14 protein-coding genes are annotated in these 21,596 nt (G+C 46.0%); 5 read left to right on the plus strand and 9 right to left on the minus strand.

Going from position 1 to position 21,596, the window contains the following annotated elements:
* Positions 1–64 precede the first annotated feature (64 nt).
* The 3 genes from dnaK to IE104_RS14300 all read right to left on the minus strand — a co-directional run bounded on the left by dnaK (position 65) and on the right by IE104_RS14300 (position 5,721).
* Complete coding sequence (dnaK, locus tag IE104_RS14290; RefSeq protein WP_189419763.1) at positions 65–1,987, minus strand: molecular chaperone DnaK; 1,923 nt, start codon at positions 1,985–1,987, stop codon at positions 65–67.
* A gap of 356 nt (positions 1,988–2,343) precedes the next feature.
* Positions 2,344–2,895, minus strand: coding sequence for a nucleotide exchange factor GrpE (gene grpE, locus IE104_RS14295; RefSeq protein WP_268247526.1), 552 nt, complete (start codon positions 2,893–2,895; stop codon positions 2,344–2,346).
* Between the two features lie 168 nt (positions 2,896–3,063).
* A complete protein-coding gene (locus tag IE104_RS14300) occupies positions 3,064–5,721 on the minus strand; it encodes a glycoside hydrolase family 3 protein (protein WP_189419765.1) in 2,658 nt (885 codons plus the stop codon).
* A 259-nt stretch (positions 5,722–5,980) separates the two neighbouring features.
* Between IE104_RS14300 and recN the strand changes: the two genes are divergently transcribed.
* Positions 5,981–7,651, plus strand: a complete 1,671-nt coding sequence (gene recN / locus IE104_RS14305; RefSeq protein WP_189419767.1) for a DNA repair protein RecN — start codon at positions 5,981–5,983, stop codon at positions 7,649–7,651.
* Positions 7,652–7,817: 166 nt separating this feature from the next.
* Entirely contained in the window at positions 7,818–9,770 is a 1,953-nt protein-coding gene (locus IE104_RS14310) for an alpha/beta hydrolase family protein (protein WP_189419769.1), read from the plus strand.
* A gap of 160 nt (positions 9,771–9,930) precedes the next feature.
* Here the strand turns inward: IE104_RS14310 and IE104_RS14315 are convergent, their stop codons facing one another.
* Both IE104_RS14315 and fur read right to left on the minus strand, forming a co-directional pair.
* Positions 9,931–10,389, minus strand: coding sequence for a nuclear transport factor 2 family protein (locus IE104_RS14315; protein WP_189419771.1), 459 nt, complete (start codon positions 10,387–10,389; stop codon positions 9,931–9,933).
* Positions 10,390–10,514: 125 nt separating this feature from the next.
* A complete protein-coding gene (gene fur, locus IE104_RS14320; RefSeq protein WP_189419773.1) occupies positions 10,515–10,928 on the minus strand; it encodes a ferric iron uptake transcriptional regulator in 414 nt (137 codons plus the stop codon).
* A 77-nt stretch (positions 10,929–11,005) separates the two neighbouring features.
* Between fur and IE104_RS14325 the strand changes: the two genes are divergently transcribed.
* The 3 genes from IE104_RS14325 to IE104_RS14335 all read left to right on the plus strand — a co-directional run bounded on the left by IE104_RS14325 (position 11,006) and on the right by IE104_RS14335 (position 15,490).
* Complete coding sequence (locus IE104_RS14325) at positions 11,006–11,455, plus strand: outer membrane protein assembly factor BamE (protein WP_189419775.1); 450 nt, start codon at positions 11,006–11,008, stop codon at positions 11,453–11,455.
* A 228-nt stretch (positions 11,456–11,683) separates the two neighbouring features.
* The gene (locus IE104_RS14330) at positions 11,684–14,116 is read left to right on the plus strand and encodes a putative bifunctional diguanylate cyclase/phosphodiesterase (protein ID WP_189419777.1); all 2,433 of its coding nucleotides are present in this window, start codon (positions 11,684–11,686) and stop codon (positions 14,114–14,116) included.
* Between the two features lie 153 nt (positions 14,117–14,269).
* The gene (locus tag IE104_RS14335; RefSeq protein WP_189419778.1) at positions 14,270–15,490 is read left to right on the plus strand and encodes a cyclic di-GMP phosphodiesterase; all 1,221 of its coding nucleotides are present in this window, start codon (positions 14,270–14,272) and stop codon (positions 15,488–15,490) included.
* Between the two features lie 4 nt (positions 15,491–15,494).
* Here IE104_RS14335 and IE104_RS14340 read toward each other — a convergent pair whose 3' ends face one another.
* From IE104_RS14340 to IE104_RS14355, 4 genes are all read right to left on the minus strand, one after another.
* The gene (locus tag IE104_RS14340) at positions 15,495–17,624 is read right to left on the minus strand and encodes a CHASE domain-containing protein (protein WP_189419780.1); all 2,130 of its coding nucleotides are present in this window, start codon (positions 17,622–17,624) and stop codon (positions 15,495–15,497) included.
* A gap of 56 nt (positions 17,625–17,680) precedes the next feature.
* On the minus strand, positions 17,681–18,073 hold the full coding sequence (locus IE104_RS14345; protein WP_189419782.1) for a response regulator: 393 nt from the start codon (positions 18,071–18,073) through the stop codon (positions 17,681–17,683).
* Between the two features lie 64 nt (positions 18,074–18,137).
* Positions 18,138–19,601 carry a hybrid sensor histidine kinase/response regulator gene (locus tag IE104_RS14350; protein ID WP_189419783.1) on the minus strand — a complete coding sequence of 488 codons (1,464 nt, stop codon included), beginning with the start codon at positions 19,599–19,601 and terminating at the stop codon, positions 18,138–18,140.
* Positions 19,598–21,583, minus strand: a complete 1,986-nt coding sequence (locus IE104_RS14355) for an ATP-binding protein (protein ID WP_189419785.1) — start codon at positions 21,581–21,583, stop codon at positions 19,598–19,600. Before IE104_RS14355 ends, IE104_RS14350 begins: the two co-directional genes overlap by 4 nt.
* Positions 21,584–21,596 lie beyond the last annotated feature (13 nt).

Raw genomic sequence — 21,596 nt, forward strand, 5'->3', positions numbered from 1 at the left:
GGCAAGCCCGCATTTGTTTTATCATTTACATGCGGCAAATTTTTTAGAATTTACCGCATGCAACTTACTTGTCTTTTACTTCTTCAAACTCAGCATCTACAACACCATCATCTTCTGGTTTGCCGCCAGCTTGTTGCGCACCTGGGCCACCCTGTGCGCCAGCTGCTTGCTGCTCAGCGTAAAGTTTTTGTGCGAGTGAGCCAGAAGCTTCAGTCAACTTGGTGGTTGCAGCTTCAATCTTCGCCAGATCATCTGCTTTCAACGCATCACGTGCTTCAGTCAACGCAGCTTCAATTGCAGATTTTTCTTCTGCAGTTGCTTTATCGCCCGCTTCTTTTACGGTTTTTTCAGTTGCGTGAATCAAACCGTCAAGTGTGTTGCGTGCAGTGACTACTTCAGCAAACTTGCGATCTGCTTCTGCGTTTGCTTCTGCGTCTTTTACCATTTTTTCGATTTCAGCATCAGACAAACCAGATGATGCTTTGATCACGATGGATTGCTCTTTGCCAGTTGCTTTGTCTTTCGCGCTTACATTCAAAATACCGTTAGCGTCGATGTCAAAAGTAACTTCGATTTGCGGCATGCCACGTGGCGCTGGTGGAATGTCACTCAAATCGAAACGACCAAGTGATTTGTTTTGTGATGCTTGTTTGCGCTCACCTTGAACCACGTGAATCGTTACTGCTGACTGGTTGTCATCTGCTGTCGAAAACACTTGTGATTTCTTGGTAGGAATCGTGGTGTTTTTGTCGATCAATGGAGTTGCAACGCCACCCATGGTTTCGATACCGAGAGTTAAGGGAGTTACGTCCAACAACAATACGTTGGTGGTGTCACCAGACAAAACAGAACCTTGAATTGCAGCACCGATTGCTACAGCTTCGTCAGGGTTTACGTCTTTACGTGGCTCTTTGCCGAAGAAATCTGCTACGGCTTTTTGCACTAATGGCATACGGGTTTGACCGCCTACCAAAATGACGTCGTCGATTTTTTTCAAATCTACGCCTGAATCTTTAATCGCTTGTTTTACTGGCTCCATTGAACGAGCCACTAAATCTTCAACCAAAGATTCCAACTTCGCACGAGTTAATTTAACAACCAAGTGTTTTGGGCCAGTTGCATCAGCGGTGATGTATGGCAAATTCACTTCAGTTTGTTGGCTTGATGACAATTCGATTTTCGCTTTTTCTGCCGCTTCTTTTAAGCGTTGCAGTGCGAGCGGATCGTTGTGCAAATCAATGCCAGTATCTTTCTTGAAAGTGTCTGCGAGAAATTCGATCAAACGCATATCGAAATCTTCACCGCCAAGGAATGTATCGCCGTTGGTTGAAAGCACTTCAAATTGGTGTTCGCCATCTACGTCTGCAATTTCGATAATAGAAATATCGAAAGTACCACCACCCAAGTCATAAACTGCGATAGTGCGATCACCTACGCCTTTATCCAAACCGTAAGCCAATGCAGCAGCGGTTGGTTCGTTGATGATACGTTTTACATCCAAGCCTGCGATACGGCCTGCGTCTTTTGTTGCTTGACGTTGTGAGTCATTGAAGTAAGCAGGAACGGTAATTACTGCTTCTGTTACAGATTCGCCGAGATAATCTTCAGCGGTTTTTTTCATTTTCTTTAATACTTCAGCAGAAATTTGTGGCGGTGCTTTTTTATCGCCTTTGATTTCTACCCATGCGTCGCCGTTATCGGCAGCAACGATTTTGTACGGAACCATTTTGATATCTTTCTGTACAACATCGTCTTTAAATTTACGGCCGATCAAACGCTTTACCGCGTACAAAGTGTTGTGCGGGTTGGTTACTGATTGGCGTTTTGCAGATTGGCCGACAAGAATTTCGTCGTCGTTAGTGAACGCAATAATGGATGGCGTGGTGCGATCGCCTTCGGCGTTCTCGATAACTTTTGGCTTGCCGCCTTCTAATACTGATACGCAAGAGTTGGTGGTACCCAAGTCGATGCCGATAATTTTACCCATAATATTGCTCCTCTTATCTCTGATACTTTCTCTGTGACGAGATTTCTCTGTTGCGGCGCGGACCCTTTCTATAAAAAGCAATCAGCGCGATGTTAATTAATGGTGGTTTTGCTTTGCATCTCCTGCATTTTGGCAGCGAGTTGCAGGCTTTTCCCTACCGTTGAAATCTATATTGGAGCTGACAAATGTAATTCAAGGTCAGCGATTAAAAATTCCTTACAAAATTTGGTGATATTGCAGCTTCATCTCACAGTTCATTTCATCGTCATCCTCGCAGAGGATCCAGCGTCCTGGCTTTTTAAGTCACTGGATCCTCTACGAGGATGACGACTCTCCGTTTAACTAGATCGCCCTATTTATGGCGCTTTTGAAACGACGACCATCGCCGGGCGCAATAAACGACCATGCAAGGTGTAACCTTTTTGGAACACATTGATAACGGTATTTGGCTCTACATCTGGATTGGGAACGGCAGAAACGGCCTGATGTAAATTTGGATCAAAAGGTTCACCGTGTGGATTCACAACGATCACCTGGTGACGCGCAAGCGCATCGATAAAGGATTTGTGAGTCAGCTGGATACCTTCTGCAATTGCGGTGAAAGCTTCATTGCTTGCGTCAATAGTGGAGAGTGCGCGCTCAAGGTTATCTACCACCGGCAATAAATCATTAACGATTTTGTCCTGGCCGAATTTGTGCGCTTTTTCGATATCTTGCTCTGCGCGGCGGCGTGCGTTTTGCGCCTCTGCCTGTGAGCGTAAGGATTGTTCTTTTGCAGATTCGTAAGCGGCAGCCAAAGTTGCTAACTGGGCCTGCAGGCCTTCAATGCTGACTTCTGGCGCTTCGTTGGCCTCGGTATCTGCCTTGGCGTCGGCGTTTTGGATGTCTTGGTAATCTTCTGTGGACACTTGGGTTCTCCTACATATTTTCAGGCGGCTTGCTTGCCGCAAAACAAATCAGTGCTCGCTATATGGGGTTGGGATTGGCGGATTCAAGTGCGGTGAAAACTGCTTTACATCACGCATAAAAAAAGGCGACACCCTTGCGGGTATCGCCTTTTAATCTTGCCCTTGGGCTTACTTGGGCAATTCAACCTCACCTGTAACACTCAAACGCGCCGCAGCTGTTTTCGCGTACTTAGGCTGGCCGCCACCCAAATGCAGGGTGTAATCACCGGCTTGTACTTTGCGAACGCCTTTGGCATCTACAAGGGACAGTGCACGTGCATCAACCTTCAAGGTAACTGGTTTGGTTTGGCCAGCCTTGAGGTTTACACGAGCGAAGCCAGCCAATACCGGGTTGGCAGTATCATTTGGTTTGGTGATGTAGAGCTGAACTACTTCATCACCATCCACCTTGCCGGCGTTGGTCACATCAACAGTCACATCAAGCGCATCGCCCGCCTTAAGGGTTTTGGTCGACAAGCTTGGTACTGCGTAGTTAAAGCTGGTGTAGCTCAAACCGTGGCCGAATGGATAAAGCACATCGCCCTTAAAGTAACGGTAGGTACGACCATCCATTTTGTAATCGCCAAAGGCTGGCAATTGATCAGCAGACTTGTAGAAAGTTACAGGTAAGCGACCCGCCGGGCTGTAATCACCCGCCAGCAATTGAGCGACTGCAGTACCGCCTTCACTACCTGGGTACCAGGCTTCAACAATGGCTGGAACATTTTTATCAGCCCAGTTTACAGACAAGGCACTGCCGTTCATCAACACCAATACCAATGGTTTCTTGGTAGCGTGCAGGCGCTCAAGCAGTTTTTGCTGCGGCGCTGGCAAATCGAGACTGGTGCGGTCGCCGCCGGCAAAGCCATCAGCTTTCACTTTCATCTCTTCGCCTTCCACGCGGGCAGACAAACCGCCTACGAAGACAACCAAGTCAGCTTTTTTCGCTGCATCGACAGCTTCTTTACCTGCATCACCCGGTAAGCTCCATACCAGCTTTTGATCGCCAATTGGGCCAATTTGGAAGGCTTCAACTTTAACAGGGTAAATTTCACCGGCTTTCAAAGTGGTTGAGCCCGCGAGCATTGAAGGCGCATCGCCTACGCCCCACTCGTCCACCACCAATTTGTCGCCCACCCAAACGCGGTAGCCGCCTTCACTGGAGAAACGGAATTGATAATCACCGCTTGCGGGTGCTTTGATGAAACCCGTCCAACGGATAGAGGATTCACGCTCTTCGCCCTTCCACTCAAAATGCGCACCTGTATCAGTTTGGGTTAGAGTCGCAGCACCGGCGAGTTTTGCACCCGCGTAATGCTCAGCTTTTAAACCTGGGGTTTTGCAAGCGGCGTCAAGGCAGAAGGCTGAATCAGGCACGGGCGGCTCAGCTGGGCCCACCAAACCTGTACCTTCCACGTAAACGATTTTGGACTCAGGGAAGCGCGCGCGAATACCGTCCACTACAGTGACCGGATTGGATGGCTTACCGTAATAGTTGCCCACTAAAGCATCGTAACTATCAGCATTAGGGCCGATGACGGCGATGGTTTTAGGTGCTTTTTTGAGTGGCAACAGGCCATCGTTCTTCAGCAGAACCATCGCTTTTTTGGCCATATCCAAAGACACCGCGTGGTTTGCAGCTGTGTCGTAATCTGTTTTCTTAATATTGGCGAAGGGCAAGGATGGCTCAAACATACCCAATTGGATGCGGCCTACAAACAGGCGAACCAACGACTTATCAACAACGGCTTGCGGCAAGAGACCTTGCTTAACAGCATTGATAATCGGCTGAACCTCAGTAGTCATATGGTTGCGGTAGTCACCACAAATTAAATCCATACCGGCTTTAATACCTGCAGCAACACCCTCTTCCGGTGTTTTCTTGTAGTGCAAGCTATCTTCGCGGTAGATGTTGGCGGCGGCACCACAGTCAGATACTACGTAACCTTTAAAGCCCCAGGATTTACGCAGGTAGTTTTCCATCAACTCTTCGTTGGCACAGCCGGGTACGCCATTAACCGCGTTATAAACGCACATGGCCGATTGCACATTCGCTTCCGTCACAGTCGCGCGGAAAGCAGGCAAATAAGTGTCTTCCAGATCGTGCGGTGTTGGATACACGCTTTCTTTATGGCGGTTGGATTCCGGCCCGCTGTGTACCGCAAAGTGCTTGGACGTGGCGATAGTTTTAAAGAACTTGGGGTCATCGCCCTGCAAACCTTTGATGTAACCAATACCGATACGCGAGGTGAGGTACGGGTCTTCACCGTAAGTTTCCTGGCCGCGGCCCCAGCGTGGATCACGGAAAATATTGATGTTGGGCGACCAGACCGTTAGGCCACGGTAGAAATCAGAACCACCGTTGGGGTGCAAATGCTCGATGTATTTAGCGCGGAATTCAGTACTGACGACATCGCCAACTTTTTGCATCATAGGTTCGTCCCAGGATGCCGCCATACCAATGGCTTGCGGGAACACAGTCGCGAAACCCGCGCGAGCTACACCGTGCAAACCTTCGTTCCACCAGTTGTATTGGGGCACACCGAGGCGTGGAATAGCAGGTGCGGTGTGGCCGAGCTGGGCAGCTTTTTCTTCCAGCGTCATACGCGACACCAAATCAGCAGCGCGCTCTTGTGGGGTTAGCGATGGCTCAAGATATTTACAGGTTGCGCCTTTCTTCAAATCTTTACAGGCCGCTGGTGTTTCTGCGTGAACTGCCACGCTTGAGACCAGCAAACTGCCTAGCAGCGCCAGTGGCGCAAGGTTAAAACGGCGATTAAATTGCATGACTTTCTCCTTCATGAGACGCCCGATGATTTTTTGGTGGAGTTATAGCTTTCAGGATCGTACAGCTTAATTATTGTGAACGCAGATTATAGTCCATAAGACTATATCGGCGTCAGACTTTTCTCATTTTTACAGTAAATTGATAACGAATAACTATAGCTGGATTTTTAGTGACCGGGAGGCTAGCCCATTTAGCGCATTTACTGTATAAACAGCCAGATAATATTTTTGCTCTTTTCACGTTGCACGGAGCCGCGCCATGCTCACTCATCTCAGTATCCAAAATTTCACTTTAGTAGAAAAGCTCGATCTCGATATGAGGCCCGGTATGACAGTCATTACCGGTGAGACAGGTGCGGGGAAATCCATTTTACTCGACGCCCTTGGCCAGACCTTGGGTGACCGCGCAGAGGCTGATCGCGTGCGCCTGGGCGCGACCCGCGCAGACATTACCGCCAGTTTTGATACCAGCCGCATTCCCGCCGCACAAGAATGGTTAGTCGCTAACGACTTGCAACAAATCGATTCGCCCAACGAATGCTTGCTGCGCCGCCTGATTAACAATGAGGGTAAATCCAAATCCTACATTAACGGCCAACCAGCCACTTTGCAGCAATTGCGCATGCTTGGCGAAATGCTGATTGATATCCACAGCCAGCATGAGCATCAATCACTCCTGTTAAAAGAAACTCATCGTCGCCTGCTAGACGAATTCGGCGGCCAGGCCGAACTTGCCAAGCAAGTACGCCTCGCCTACCGCGAATGGCAAAGCCGTTTGGAACATTATTTACATTTGCGCGATAACGCTGCAGAAGTAAGCGCACGTTTTCAACTGCTGAGCTATCAAGTGAGCGAATTGGACCAGCTGGGCTTGCAACCCGGCGAGCTGGAAAAATTGGAAGCTGAACAGCGCAGCCTGGCAAATGCTGGCGATATTTTGCAAGGCAGCCACGAATTACTGGCGCTGTGCAACGACGACGAACTTGGCCTTAACACCAATCTGCATCGCGCGCTCCATATCCTGCGCGATATGCCGGAAAAATCTGCCTCTCTAATTGCCGCCGAAGAATTACTGATCAGCGCGCAAATTCAGGTGGAAGAGGCTTGCCACGAAATCGATCATCACATAGATACTTTTAATCTCGACCCCGAACGCTTGCAGTTGGTAGAGGAGCGCCTGAGTGCCGTTTACGATATAGCTCGCAAACACCGCATTCGCCCGGAAGAGTTGCAAGAATTTACCGCGCGCTTAAGTTTGGAACTCGACCAACTGCAAAGCGGCGATGCGAAACTGGATCAACTCGCTCAACAAGTCACTGCGGCAGAAAACGCCTTTTTGCAACTCGCCGGGCAGCTTTCCAACAAACGTCTTAAATCGGCAACGACGCTCGCGAAATTAGTTAACGAACAACTCAAAAATTTGGCGATGGAAAATGCCAAGCTCACCGTGAACTTGCATCCTTTGATTGATAAACCTTCAGCCAATGGTTTGGAAGAAGTGGAGTTTTTAATTAGCACCAACCCGGGCCAAGCGCCCAAACCGCTCGCGAAAGTTGCATCGGGTGGTGAGCTTTCGCGTATTAGCCTGGCAATACAAGTCATCACCGCACAAACCTCTGCCACACCAACTTTGGTATTTGACGAAGTGGATGTGGGAATTGGCGGCGCAACTGCCGATGTAGTCGGCAAACTTTTACGTCAGCTGGGTGAAAAAGGCCAGGTCATTTGCGTAACCCACTTGGCGCAAGTCGCCAGCAAGGGTCACCAGCATTTATTGGTCAGTAAAAAATCCACCAAAACCAGCGCAGAATCCACGCTTGTGCTTTTGGAAGGCGAAGACAAAGTTGGCGAAATCGCCCGCATGCTCGGCGGCGCTAAAGTGACAGAACAATCCCTGGCGCATGCGCGGGAAATTTTGGAAAGTCGTTAGCCGCTTCACGAAATAATAATTAAACGCGGATTTGCGTGCGCATCGGGTTTTCTTTTCAAACCATCTCTGGCATCTTAACCCTGTTTTCACACCTGCAAGGAATAGCTCGGGGTCACTCAGGCGTTTTCTTGTGCACCAAGAATAAATACCTAGATGGATTTTCAACATGGATATTAAACGCGCTCTTACCTGTATTTTCTTTTTATCTACACTCCTAAGCAGCACTACTTTCGCAACTCCAAGCGCTAGCGATTACGGCGCACTTCCCGTTACGCAAATGGTCGCAATTTCCCCCAGCGGAAATCTTATTGCATTCCGCCGTGTCAGCGACGGACGAGACATGGTGACTGTTAACTCCCTCAGTGAAAAGAAAGTTGTGTTTATGGCTGATGTGTCCAAGATCCAGCCACAAACTATCGAATTTTTTACTGATGATAAGATCAAGTTAGTGGCCTCTGATTTCACGCGCGTTAAAGGATTCCGTGGCCAGTTCGATCTGAGCACTGCCTACGTATTGGATATTAAAGACAAAAAAATTCGCCAATTGCTGATTCCAGGCGAGCTAATTCTTGCAGGCCAAACTGGACTTGGTCGTGTGGTGGGGGTAAGCCCGGATGGCCACTACGCTTATATGCCAGCTTGGTCAGACGTGGACAATCAGTTCCCAAATTCCGAGTACAGTTTATACAAAGTAGATTTGACGAAAAGAGCAGTCACCCCCGCAACGCGCGGCGGCCAACGCGTGAAAGATTTCTTTATTGACAAAGAAGGCGAAACGATTGCAATTGAAGAGTTTGACGAGCGCAATAGCTTGCACAAAATTCGCTCCAAACTTAACGGCGGAAAATGGACCGAAATTTTTACTGAAAAAACAACTATTCGTAAAAAAAATTTCGTTGGCTTAACGCCTGATTATGCATCGCTGGTATTCGTAGAAAGCGATGAAAAAACGGGTAGAGACACCTATAACTTAATGAAGCTTTCTGACGGAACTATTACCAACGCTGTGTTAAGCAGAGAAGATGCCGACATAGAAGCGGGACTCGTTGACTTGCACCGGGTTGTTCAAGGTGTACGCTTCTCTGGTTTTTCTCCCAGCTATAAATTCTTTGATGCCGCATTAGATCAACGCATGAAAGATTTAATTGCACAGTTTCCAGAACATTCTGTTTACCTAACCGATTGGTCGCCGGACTGGAAACATATTGTTATTAACGTGCAAGGTTCAAATTACGCGAGTGATTATTTCCTAGCTAGCGAAAACCAGACGCCTGTATTCCTGACCGCTGGTCTCCCACAAATTCAACAAGCAGATATTAACCCGCTCGGTAAACTTAAGGTAACAGCGCGCGATGGCTTGAAAATTCCAACACTTCTGACTATTCCGCGCAGCAAAGCCAGTGAAATCAAAAAATTGCCCGCGATTATTTATCCTCACGGTGGACCAGCTGCGCACGACGAAATTGGTTTTGATTATTTTGCACAAGCGCTCGCTAGCCAAGGTTATCTAGTTATACAACCACAATTCCGAGGTTCGTCAGGTTTCGGCGCAAAATTTAGCAACGCCGGTTTGGGTGAATGGGGCAGAAAAATGCAGGACGATATTACCGATGCCGTGAAATTTTTTGTCGATAAGGGTTATATAGACCCTGAAAAGGTGTGCATTGTTGGTTCCAGTTATGGTGGGTACGCAGCATTAGCAGGAGGAGCATTCACACCAGATTTGTATAAATGCATAGTTTCTATCAATGGCATTGGAGACCTAAACGCAATGTTAGCTCACGATAGAGACACCAATATTGAAAATAGTGAGGAGACTATTTATTGGGAGCGGCAATTAGCAAATGCCAATGGCGACATTGATAAAAAAGATTTGGAGAGTAGATCACCCGAGAAATTTGCGCAGCAATTTAAAGCCAAGACACTTTTGATCAGCTCTGCAAACGATAAAATTGTATCTCCAGAGCAATCAGAAAACATGTACAAGGCTTTAGTCAAAAACAATAAACAAGTTGAGAAAGTCGAGCTTGAAGGCGATGACCATCACTTGAGAAAAGGCCCAACGCGTACCAAAGCGGTGGAGGAAGTCGTAAAATTTGTTAATACCCAACTGAAATAGCAGCTATTCATTTGTTGGGCACAGCAAAAGGTGGTCACACATGCGACCACCTGCACTTCATATTTTTATCTACTAGTCTTTTATCTACTAACCTTGTCACTTCTGCCAGCTATTGCTCCACATAGCGAGACAATAGCGCTGAGGTTACGCAAATATGGCGTCAAGCACCCTGCTGTACAAACCCCACTGCTTTTTTCAATAGGCCTTGTTCATTGAATTCAAAGTAATCCGCCCCTTTAAATAACAGCGAGCCGTCAGGTTTATTGACAACAAAATTACACAACACATGGTTACCTGTGCGATGGAGAGTAGTGAGTTGGATTTTTACGTTGGGATAGGTTTTGACGAAGCCATCAATTTCTTTGTTGATGGCTTCCAAACCATCTGAAAGACCAAATGGGCTTTCGTGGGTCGCATCCTGTACCCAAATCTTTTGTAACTTTGTACGGCGCGCAACAGGATCTGTCGTGACCCAGGCTTCGCTATAGTTTTTTAACTGCAACTCAATTACCGCTGTCTCCAATTTGGGAGACTGGGTTTGGGCTGGGGTCTGGGCATTGGCCATAAACACGCAAGCTATCAGACCGGCAATGCATAACCGAATAACAAATTTCATCATTTACACCTCGCTTAATGAGTGGGAGATGCAAAGCTATAGCGCTATAGACGAAGAAAAGTATGTTTTGATAAAGAATGACTGTCTGGCGCGCGCGGTTCTGGTCCGCGCAGCCAAAAGGAAGATACTTATTGCGGCTTTAAAGGCTTAACGTACAACACCAAGCTATGGTCGGTTAATTCGTAACCGTGATCAGCAGCGATTCTGCGCTGCAAGGCTTCAATTTCATCATTATGGAACTCTATGACAGTTCCGCTATCTATATCGACCATGTGGTCGTGATGCTCGCCACGGGCGACTTCGAATACCGAGTGACCGCCGTCAAAGTTGTGTCTAACAACCAAACCTGCGGTTTCAAATTGCGTCAAAACTCGATAAACAGTTGCCAAACCAACGTCATCACCCTGCTCCATCAAGGACTTATAAACATCCTCGGCGCTCATGTGGTGCTGCTCGGCGGATTCCAGCATTTGCAGGATTTTAATCCGCGGCAAGGTGACCTTAAGGCCTACTTTGCGCAACTCTTGGTTTTCGTCCGCCATTTTTCCCCCAAAACCTTCTCAGTATTCCTGTGGTTCGGGTATTATCCGTGTTCAAATAATTTAGTGGAAGCCCTCTTATGAAATTAGCCAGTCGTATTTTACTGGTCACCCTGTGTGCGTTTAGTCTTGCCAGCTGTAAATTGTTCCCCAGCGTGCACAAACTTAACATTCAACAAGGGCACATTATCACCCCTGAAATGGTCGATCAGCTAAAGCTGGGAATGAACAAGCGCCAAGTGCGTTTCGTATTGGGCAACACCCTGCTGCCGGATACCTTCAACGATAACCGTTGGGATTATTTTTACAGCATCAAACGCGGTAGCGATGGCAGCTATACCAAGCATTTGTTTAGCGTTTATTTTGAGAACGATAAGCTGGTGAAAACCGAGGGTGATTATCTGCCGGGCCCGGCGCCTTTGAGCGAAGAAAAATCCGAGAAATATTTGGACAACGCCAAGCGCGACATGCCTTTGCCAACCAATATCGAGAAGAAACCGGAACCGGTAGTAGAACAACCTAAAAAATAGAACAACCAAAGAAATAGTCCCATCAACGCAATCCAGTACCAAGGCACAAGGATGTGCCCTGACAACTTCCCCCAAACTATGGCGCTCGCCCAACCTTGACACCCCCCTCCCCTCAACTAGGCTGAATATAAGCATCAGCTGTTTCATGTTTATTTTGCGCCCAGCATACACATTCAAACCATAAGCTTGGCGCGCAACTTTTTTTCCTTAATCTGTGAAAGTTTTCCAATGGATTATTTCACCAAACGCTGGCGTTACGCAGCGCGAATTCTAGCGGCGCAATTTCGTATTTATGAGGCTGATGCCGGAGTTACGGCAGGTTTTCGCGCGCAGCAAATTAAAGCAATTTTGCGTTTAACTCCACTCACCATGCTCGCTAATGCATTCAATACCTGTGTGCTTTTGGCGATCTATTGGAACACGAGTTATTTTTACGCCGTTAGCATTTGGTCAATTTTTTTAACCCTGGCGATTTTTTTGGGCACGCGCGCCTGGTTAAAGCAACGCAAGCTACCCGCACCAACCCATGTATCCAAAGGCGCACTCAAACGTGCGACCTTGCATGCAACTGTTCTGGCAATCATTTGGGGCATGTTGCCAATACTAACGTTTAACTCCCATCCCGATTCTGCCAATACCTTGCTCTTAACAACCATTTGTACCGGCATGATCTGCGCCGGTGGTTTTGCTCTCGCCACTGTACCGCAAGCGGCAATCAGTTACGTTTGCGTTTTAACACTCGGTTGTGAAATTGCAATTTTCCAGGATGATATTGCGCGCAATTGGAACCTGGCCCTCTTACTTCTTTTGTATGCATTTATTATTTGCTTTGCGGTGATCGCCAGCGCAAAAACATTTGGCGCTCGCCTTATGGCGGAAGCGACGGCTGAGCATCAACAACAACTTGTCAGCTTGCTGCTGCACGATTTTGAATCCCACGCGAGCGACTGGTTGTGGGAGCTCAATGCATCCGGTTTTTTGCACGCGCCCTCCAAGAAATTACTCAGCCTTTTGGGCACCCGTGCCGGTGGTTTAACGCACACGCCTTTTACGGCATTGTTTGATGCCGACTATTCACGTATCGAATTCATTGACAACAATCCTATCACCCAGCTTGAGCAACATTTGTTAAACCGCACGCCGTTTCGCGAACTGGTAATTCCTATACAAATTCATGGCGAGCGCCATTGGTGGCAATTAACCGCAAAACCTTTATTAAATAACAAAGAACAATTTATTGGCTGGCGTGGTGTGGGCGCGGATGTCACCCACAAATACAACGCTGAATTGGAAATGCGTCGCCTGGCTAATTTTGATTCACTCACCAACCTCGCCAATCGCCATTATTTTTATATGCAACTGGAAGCATTAAAAAAGCAAAACCAGTTTAGCTGTTTCACTTTATTCTTTTTAGATTTGGATAATTTTAAAAATGTGAATGATTCACTCGGCCACGGCGTGGGCGATTTGGTATTGAAAAATATTGCACAACGTTTATTAAAAACTGTGCGCAGCAACGATTTATTAGCGCGCCTCGGCGGCGATGAATTCGCTATCATAAGCCACGGTGAAGATTCTGCCACGCAAGCGAGCGTGTTGGCGCAACGGCTACTAAATACCTTTGTCGCGCCCTGCGTAATCGACGGAAAAAATTTACAAATTGGCTGCAGTATTGGAATCGCCCTCGCACCTGACCACGGTAATGACACAGAAACCTTATTAAAAAATGCAGACATGGCGCTTTACGCAGCAAAATCTGCGGGGCGTAATACTTTCCGCTTTTATGAACCGGGAATGGAAATAGTCGCGCAACAAAAACTGCATTTGCTCAACGACATGCGCGCCGCATTAGAAGAACACGCTGCCACCAACAAACTATTGAACAAACGCTTCAGCGAAGATTTGGTGTGGCCGCAGACGCCTATCGTGGGGCAATTCGAAATATTTTTTCAGCCGCAAATTAAATTAGCGACGCAAGAAGTCATAGGTTTTGAAGCGCTAATTCGCTGGCGCCACCCGGAGCTGGGATTGATTCCGCCAGCGCAGTTTATTCCGCTGGCAGAAGAATCTAACCTCATAGTGCCTATTGGAACCTGGGTGCTGGTAGAGTCCTGTAAATATGCGGCTAAATGGCCCAACAATTGGCGTGTTGCCATTAACTTGTCCGCGGTGCAATTTCGTGAAGGCAATGTAGTCGATATTGTGCGCTGGGCATTGCAGATTAGTCGTTTGGCACCTGAGCGGCTCGAGCTGGAGATTACTGAATCCCTGTTGATTCAGGACAATATTTCCGCGCAAGAAACCTTGACTGCGCTACGCAAACTCGGCGTTCGCATAGCGCTGGATGATTTTGGCACTGGCTATTCATCGCTCGCCTACTTGCGCACCTTCCCGCTCAATAAATTAAAAATTGACCGCTCATTTGTCAGCGCACTTTCCAAAGACACGGGCGCCCTTGCCATAGTCAACGCCATTATCCAACTGGCAGATGCTTTGATGCTGGATACCACCGCCGAAGGCATAGAATCGCAAGTGGAAGCAGAAATACTGCGCTCCTGCGGTTGTAGCGATGCACAGGGCTTCTATTTCGGCAAACCCCTCCCCCTGCAAGATGCCCTATCCCATGCGCGGCAATTCGAACAACACCCAAAATTTGATTGAGATTAAGCTAGGGCAGAAAACTGTATAAATAATCTAAGCCGCTGATAAAGCTCACCTATACTCACACTATCAAGCTGTTCGATCTCCAAACAGTTATATCCAAACCTATACCAAAAAAAGAGCCACATCAGCCAAGCTCGAGGTTTCTGCTCCATGCTCAAACGTATTGCCGTCAAAGATGTCCGCATGGGAATGTTCATTACTGAACTTTGCGGTTCCTGGATGGAACACCCTTTTTTTAAAACCAAGTTCCTGTTGGAAGATAAACAGGATTTGGACAGCTTGCTTAAAAGCGGCATAAAAGAAGTGTGGATTAATACAACAAAAGGTTTGGATGCTGACGAAATTGTTCCCGGTAAAACACTGTCTGACATAGAACTTGAAACAGAACTCATGCTGCGCGATACCTTACGTGTGAAAAGCACGGAAAAAACCAGCATGGATGACGAAGTTCGAATCGCGCAAAAAATCTGTAGCAAATCCAAAGCCGCAGTTATCTCTATGTTCAACGATGCGCGCATGGGCAACGCCATTGAAGTTGCACAAGCAAAAGAATTAGTGGAAGAAATTTCCGAATCAGTTTTACGCCAGCCCCATGCGCTCATTAGCCTGGCGCGCTTAAAAAACGCGGACGAATACACTTATATGCATTCTGTTGCGGTGTGCGCGCTCATGATTGCATTGGCCCGACAATTAAATCTGGATGAAGAATTAGTGCGCGAATCTGGCCTGGCTGGCTTGCTGCATGACTTGGGGAAGATGGGAATTCCCAATAAAATTTTAAATAAACCCGGCAAATTAACCGACGACGAATTCAACACCATAAAATCCCATCCGGAAATTGGTGCAAATATTTTAATGGACAATCCTTTGGTTAGCGCCATGGTATTGGACGTGGTCTTGCATCATCACGAAAAAGTTGACGGCAGTGGATACCCGCATAAATTGGCAGGCGACACCATCAGTCTGTTTGCAAAAATGGGCGCAGTGTGCGATGTATATGATGCAATCACATCCAACCGCCCCTATAAAAAAGGTTGGTCACCTGCCGAATCAATTCGCAAAATGGCGGAGTGGAGCAAAGGCCATTTTGATGAAGCAGTTTTTCAAGCCTTTGTAAAAACTGTGGGGATTTATCCTACGGGTTCGCTGGTGCGATTGGAAAGCGGCCGCTTGGGCGTTGTTACCGAACAAAGTGAAACATCATTGCTTACGCCGAAAGTAAAAGTATTTTTTTCCGCAAAATTAAAAACCCCTATTCTGCAAGAAACCTTGGACTTGGCAAAACTTATTGGCAAGGAAAAAATTATTGGCCGCGAATCACCAGACGATTGGGGCTTTCGCAATCTGGATGAATTATGGAGTGGCTTGTAAGACGTTAATGCACCACCGGAAACTCCGCGTAAAATGTACTGCCCTCGCCCAACACTGACGAAAAACCTACCCGCCCATTCATACGCTCAACAATTTCTTTAGTAATCGCCAAACCTAGACCTGTGCCGCCTTTTTTACGCGTGTCTGACGAATCCGCTTGATAAAATTTTTCAAAAATATGGCTTTTGCTTTCGTCATCCAAACCTACACCAGTATCGGTAACTGAAATCCTTGCGTAGTCATCTATCACACTTAATTTAATAACGACTTCTGAATCGGGTTTGGAAAATTTTGCAGCATTGGATAAAAAATTAGCCATGATTTGTAGAAACCGAATATCTTCAATATCAACGCGTGGTGCCACACTCATGGGGGCAATAACAAAACGCACCTGCATTTGGTCTGCGTAAGCGCGATTTTCCATCACTGCTCGCTCAATTAACGGCATAAGCGTTTGCGGTTCGCAGTGGAACTCCAATTTTCCAGCCAGCAACTTATCCATATCCAACAAATCATTGATAAGTAGCTTAAGGCGCTGCGCATTTTTGTAAGCGATATCCAGTACTTGCTTGGCCTTATCAGGCAAGTCACAAAGAGCACCGCCAACAGCTAAACCTAAAGCACCGGTAATTGCCGTTAAGGGCGTACGTAATTCGTGGCTAACGGTAGATACAAATTCGGTTTTTACTTTATCCAAACGTTTACGTTCACTAATGTCCCAACAGGTACCAATCATGGACACGGCGTCGTCACCTTCGTAAATAATTTTTGCGCGCGATGCCAAATAATGAACACTATGATCAGGCCAAACAACACGGTATTCAGTGTCATAACCTTTTTTGCCTTCAATTGCCTGTGCAATTTCAGCATATACTCGTTGGCGATCATCTTTATGTACAAAGGAAAGAAAACGTTCGTAAGTTGATATAGGTTCTTCTGTATGCACACCAAAAAGCGCACCCATGGAGGAATCCCATTGCATATGGTCATCGCCAAAACGCAAACTCCAAATGCCCATGGCAGAGGATTCCAACGCAAGTTCAAAACGCTCCTGATTATTTTTTAATTGCGCATTTTTAGCTTGTACATCTTCGGTCATGATTTGCGCCAACGAAAGTGCATGTTGGCGTTGGTTCACTAAAACATAAAATATTGCACACAATAAAAAATTAATGACCACACCAAACGCAAAAACAATCAACGCCAAATGCGATTTATGGCTTCGCTCAAACACTTCATCACTCACAACTTTTAGCAGCCAGGGCTGCCCATACAATTCCAAATGAAGAACTTTTTCGTAGGCTGGCGTAAAATTTTCCTGAGATGTTTTTGCCGAAGCATATAATTCTTGCCCTGGCGCAGCAGAATCACCTGCGTACAAGGTAAAGTGCATATTAAGTTTGCGCTGCTGTAAAACGCCATCCATTAAATCGCCCATGCGGAATGCCGCATACACAAAACCAGCAAGGGAATTCCAACGCTGCGCTTCAGTATCTATCATCGAATGTTTATTAAAGATGGGTAAATACAACAAGGTACCAGCTTGAACGCTGCCAGACTGCTCTTGCAAGAGAATAACTTTGCCAGATAATCGCGCCTGGTTAGTTGCAACCGCCGCACTCATGGCCTGCCGCCTAACCGGTTCTGAAAACATATCAAAACCAAACACGGATATATTCCTGCTGGTGTAAGGCTCCATAAATATAATGGCGGAATAATGATCGCGCTTGCCCATTGGGCGAATATTAAATTGCGGAAACCCCTGGTCGCGGATGCGCGTGGTAAATTCAGCAATTTTGTCGGGCTTTATCCATTCACTAAACCCAACAACCTGGATGCCTGGATATTTTTTTGAAACATCCAAACTATTTACATATAAATGAAATTCATCGCGCTCTACGGTTTGGCTCGCCTCATATAATCCTTTTGCGCCCAACAGTAATTGTTCATGATCACGCATGCGTAATTGAATGCTTTGTACGAGTTCGTCAACTTGCGCATCAAATGCTAACTGCATAAAACGTAGCGACTGCCGATGCATAGTCCAACTAATAAAAAAAGTCAGCAACAACAAAAGCGCTAACAATAGCGCTGCTGATACTTTACTATTTTTACGATGAACCAATTCATGCATCAGAACTAACCCATGAACACTGGATGGCAGTTAGGTAGTTAAATAGCTACGCTATTTTATTTGGTAACAACACGCGCCCAGATTTCCCGCAACTGATCTGCCAGGGTCATAGGATCAAAAGGCTTTGCGATAACACCGACCGCACCCAATTCCAAATAACCTTGCACTTCTTGCGGCTGCACTTTTGCGGTCATAAATACTACGGGAGTATTTGCAAGCTCCGGCAATTTACGCAAAGCTTGCAAAGTTTCTGGACCGTCCATTCCGGGCATCATTACATCCAGCAAAATTAAATCCGGATTAAATGCAACCGCTTTATTCACGGCTTCACTTCCTGATGAGCAGGGTTCCAGGGTGAATCCGCTAATCGCATCCAACACCATGACGGCAATTGCCTGAATATCCGGGTCATCCTCTACGTATAATATTTTATCTAATGCTGTAGCCATATCTGTGTCCTTAAGAGTCTGTTAAATCATCGAAACATTTTCATAAACAAAAATTTTTAAAAGCTTAGGCGTTTTCTATTCGCTTGAATTCAGCAAAGAAACAAGTGCCTTTACCAAGCTCACTGTGAAAACCAATTTTACCGCCCATACGCTCTACCAATTCTTTACTAATAGCCAAGCCTAAACCCGTACCGCCTTTATGCCTGCTATCAGAAGAATCGGCTTGCGAGAATTTTTCAAAAATATGAACTTTAAAATCCTCTGGAATACCATCACCATAATCACGAACCGAAACACGTAGATAACCAGAAACATCCTCAATGCTGATAATGACATTTTTACCGCGTGGTGAAAATTTTGCGGCGTTAGATAAAAAATTATTAAGAACTTGCTGAAAACGAAAGCCATCCAGTTTCACCATGGCAACATCAAGTTGATTTTTTATCTCATACTCAACGCCGTATTTATCGGCATAGGCTCTATTCTCTTCTACTGTCTGCTCCACAAGAGGCAACAGATTTTGCATCTCTATGTCGAGGTGCATTTTTCCTGCCAACAACTTCTCCATATCCAGTAGATCATCAATCAGCTGGGTTAAACGCTTGCTATTTTTATAAGCTATATCCAACACTTCACGTATTTTGTCAGGCAATGTGCCCAACATATCGTGCGCCAACAAACTTAAGGCGCCACTAATGGAGGTCAATGGGGTGCGCAGTTCATGGCTTACCGTGGAGACAAATTCTTTTTTCATGCGTTCAACGCGTTTGCGTTCGCTAATATCCTGCAAGGTGACAATAAAATGTTCTATATGTCCGAGCCTATTGGTTAACGGAGAAATGGTTAAATCGAGCTCAAGCAAATGCTGATCTTTGTGCAGAGCAGTTACCTCTCCACTCCATCCATTATCGAACTCATAAGTTTTCCACATATTGCCATTTTGATTTTTCTCACCTGAGGACAACGGCTTCAACTTTATCAGCTTACTCAAAACCTGCCCGATAGCTTGTGCAGTGCTAATACCGGATATTTTTTCAAATGCGGGATTGCACCATTCAATATGGGAGTGAGCATTAGTGATTAAAACGCCGTATGGAACGTTTTTTAACGCGGACACCAATAGAAAATTATTGCGTTCACTTTTACTGCGCGAAAGTGCGTAACGTATTGATCGAAAAATATTTTCCTGGTCTACGTTACTTTTAATTAAATAATCCTGCGCGCCTTTGGTCAGCGCGGTCATTGCAATTTTTTCGTCAGAGAGCCCTGTTAGCACTATGATAGGGGTTCGATCCGCCACAGCTAAAACTTCACTAAGGGTTTCCATGCCATCTGAATCGGGCAAGGTTAAATCCAGTAAGATGACATCAGGTAAATGCCCCCGCAAAAAACTTTTCGCCGCTGCCAAGGTTTCCACCCAATCTATTTTTATTGCGGGCGACTTAACACTCAATAAATGCTCACGCAAAATTATCGCCTGTGAGTGGTTGTCTTCCACCAATAATAAATGGATATTTTCTATCATCATGGCAAATGCCTCCCTTGCAACCAGGAAGCATCTTCACTAAAAGATTTAAACTCAGCGTAAAAGCACGTGCCTTTCCCCAACTCACTTTCAAAACCAATGTGGCCGTCCATGCGTTCAACTAACTCTTTACTGATAGCCAAGCCCAAACCCGTACCACCTTTGTCACGCGTATTTGACGAATCGGCTTGCGAGAATTTTTGGAATATATGCTTTTTAAATTCTTCTGGAATACCCTGGCCATGATCTTGAATTGAGATACGAACGTAGCCGTGAATTTTTTCAATATAAATGTCAACAGGCGCTTGTGCTGGCGAGTATTTGGCAGCATTACTTAAAAAATTATTCAACACTTGCTGCAATCTGAATGCATCTATGAGGATATGCGCGTCTTGTGCTTTATCGTGCAAAACAAAGCGAACCTGATATTTATCCGCATAGGATTTGTTCTCCACCATAGCCTGTTGCACCAAAGGCGCAACCGCCTGCTCGCTCATATCGAATGACATTTTTCCGGCAATTAATTTTTCCATGTCCAACAAATCGTTAATGAGATAACTCAAACGTTGGCTATTTTTGTAGGCTATATCCAGCATGCTTTTAACTTTATCGGGCAGAACACCTAAAACATTGCTGGAAATTAAACCTAAAGCCCCGGATATAGACGTCAAAGGCGTGCGTAACTCGTGGCTTACCGTAGAAATAAATTCGCTCTTCATACGATCCATGCGTTTTTGCTCGCGAATATCTTTTACTAATGTCCACCAGGTTTGTCCGTGGCCTTCGTGGATATTAATGAGGGAGCCACTGATTTCGACTGGAATAGTGTCGCCATTTTTGTGCAAATAGGTTTTTTCAACAGGCCCAAAACGCCCGGTCGCCTTAATACTTTCTACTGCAAGATTGCTGCGCCACCAATCATGTTCAGGCGTAATATCCAAAAAACTTAAACCTTTTAATTCAGCTTCGGTGTAGCCCAACATTTTATTAAATTCAGGATTGGTCGCTAAAATGCGCCCATCACTGTGAACTTGCAAAATACCTATGGGAGCTGTTTCAAAAAGTTGCGCAAGTTTATTTGCCATTGCGCGCTTTTCATATTCATCATCGATACGCGCTTGTATATCCCAAATAAAGCCGTCAATAAATTCCAGCTCGCCTTGCTTGTTAAAAACACCACGCCCGGTTTCGTGCACATAGCGCCAATTTCCATCTGCGCGACGAATAGCGTACTCAAGCTCAAATGACGTTTTATTTTGCAGTGCTTGTTCAGAGATTTCGTTCAACCGCAGAACGTCACTGGTATGCATAAGATCCGCAAAACTTAATTCAGGTTCGTGCATAAATGCATGTGCGGGGTAACCCGTTAATTGCTCAACAGCGTCACTCAAATAATGCATAGTCCATTTTTCGTCGTTACTGCAGCGATAGGCAGCACCGGGAAAATTTTTTAACAAGCTACTTACTAATTTTTCTTTTTCCTGGATAACATCATGTGCAGAGCGCAATCGTAACAATTGCACAACTTGGCGAGACAATGCCAATAAAACATTGCATTGCTCCCGCGTAAGTTGGCGCGGCTTATAATCAACTACACACAATGTCCCCAGCGCCATACCATCGGCGGTAACCAGCGGAGCTCCCGCATAAAAGCGTATATAAGGTTCCCCAGTAACTAACTCGTTATCAGCAAAACGCACATCTTTTGTAGCGTCTTCAACCAAGGTTAAATCAGCAGGCGTTAAAATAGCGTGAGCACAAAAGGCCAGATCACGTGGTGTTTCTGTTGCGTCTAACCCCAAACAACTTTTAAACCATTGGCGATCTTTATCAATCAATGAAATCACTGCTACGGGTACATCGCAAACGTGCATGGCAGCAAGCGCAACATCATCAAAACTCTGTTCGCGCGGTGAATCTAAAATAGCCAAATCTTGCAAGGCCTTTAGACGCAGCGATTCATTGATTGGCAATTCAGCTTTCATAATATTGATGCCT

This window comes from Cellvibrio zantedeschiae, from assembly GCF_014652535.1.
GTDB classification, from domain to species: Bacteria; Pseudomonadota; Gammaproteobacteria; order Pseudomonadales; family Cellvibrionaceae; genus Cellvibrio; species Cellvibrio zantedeschiae.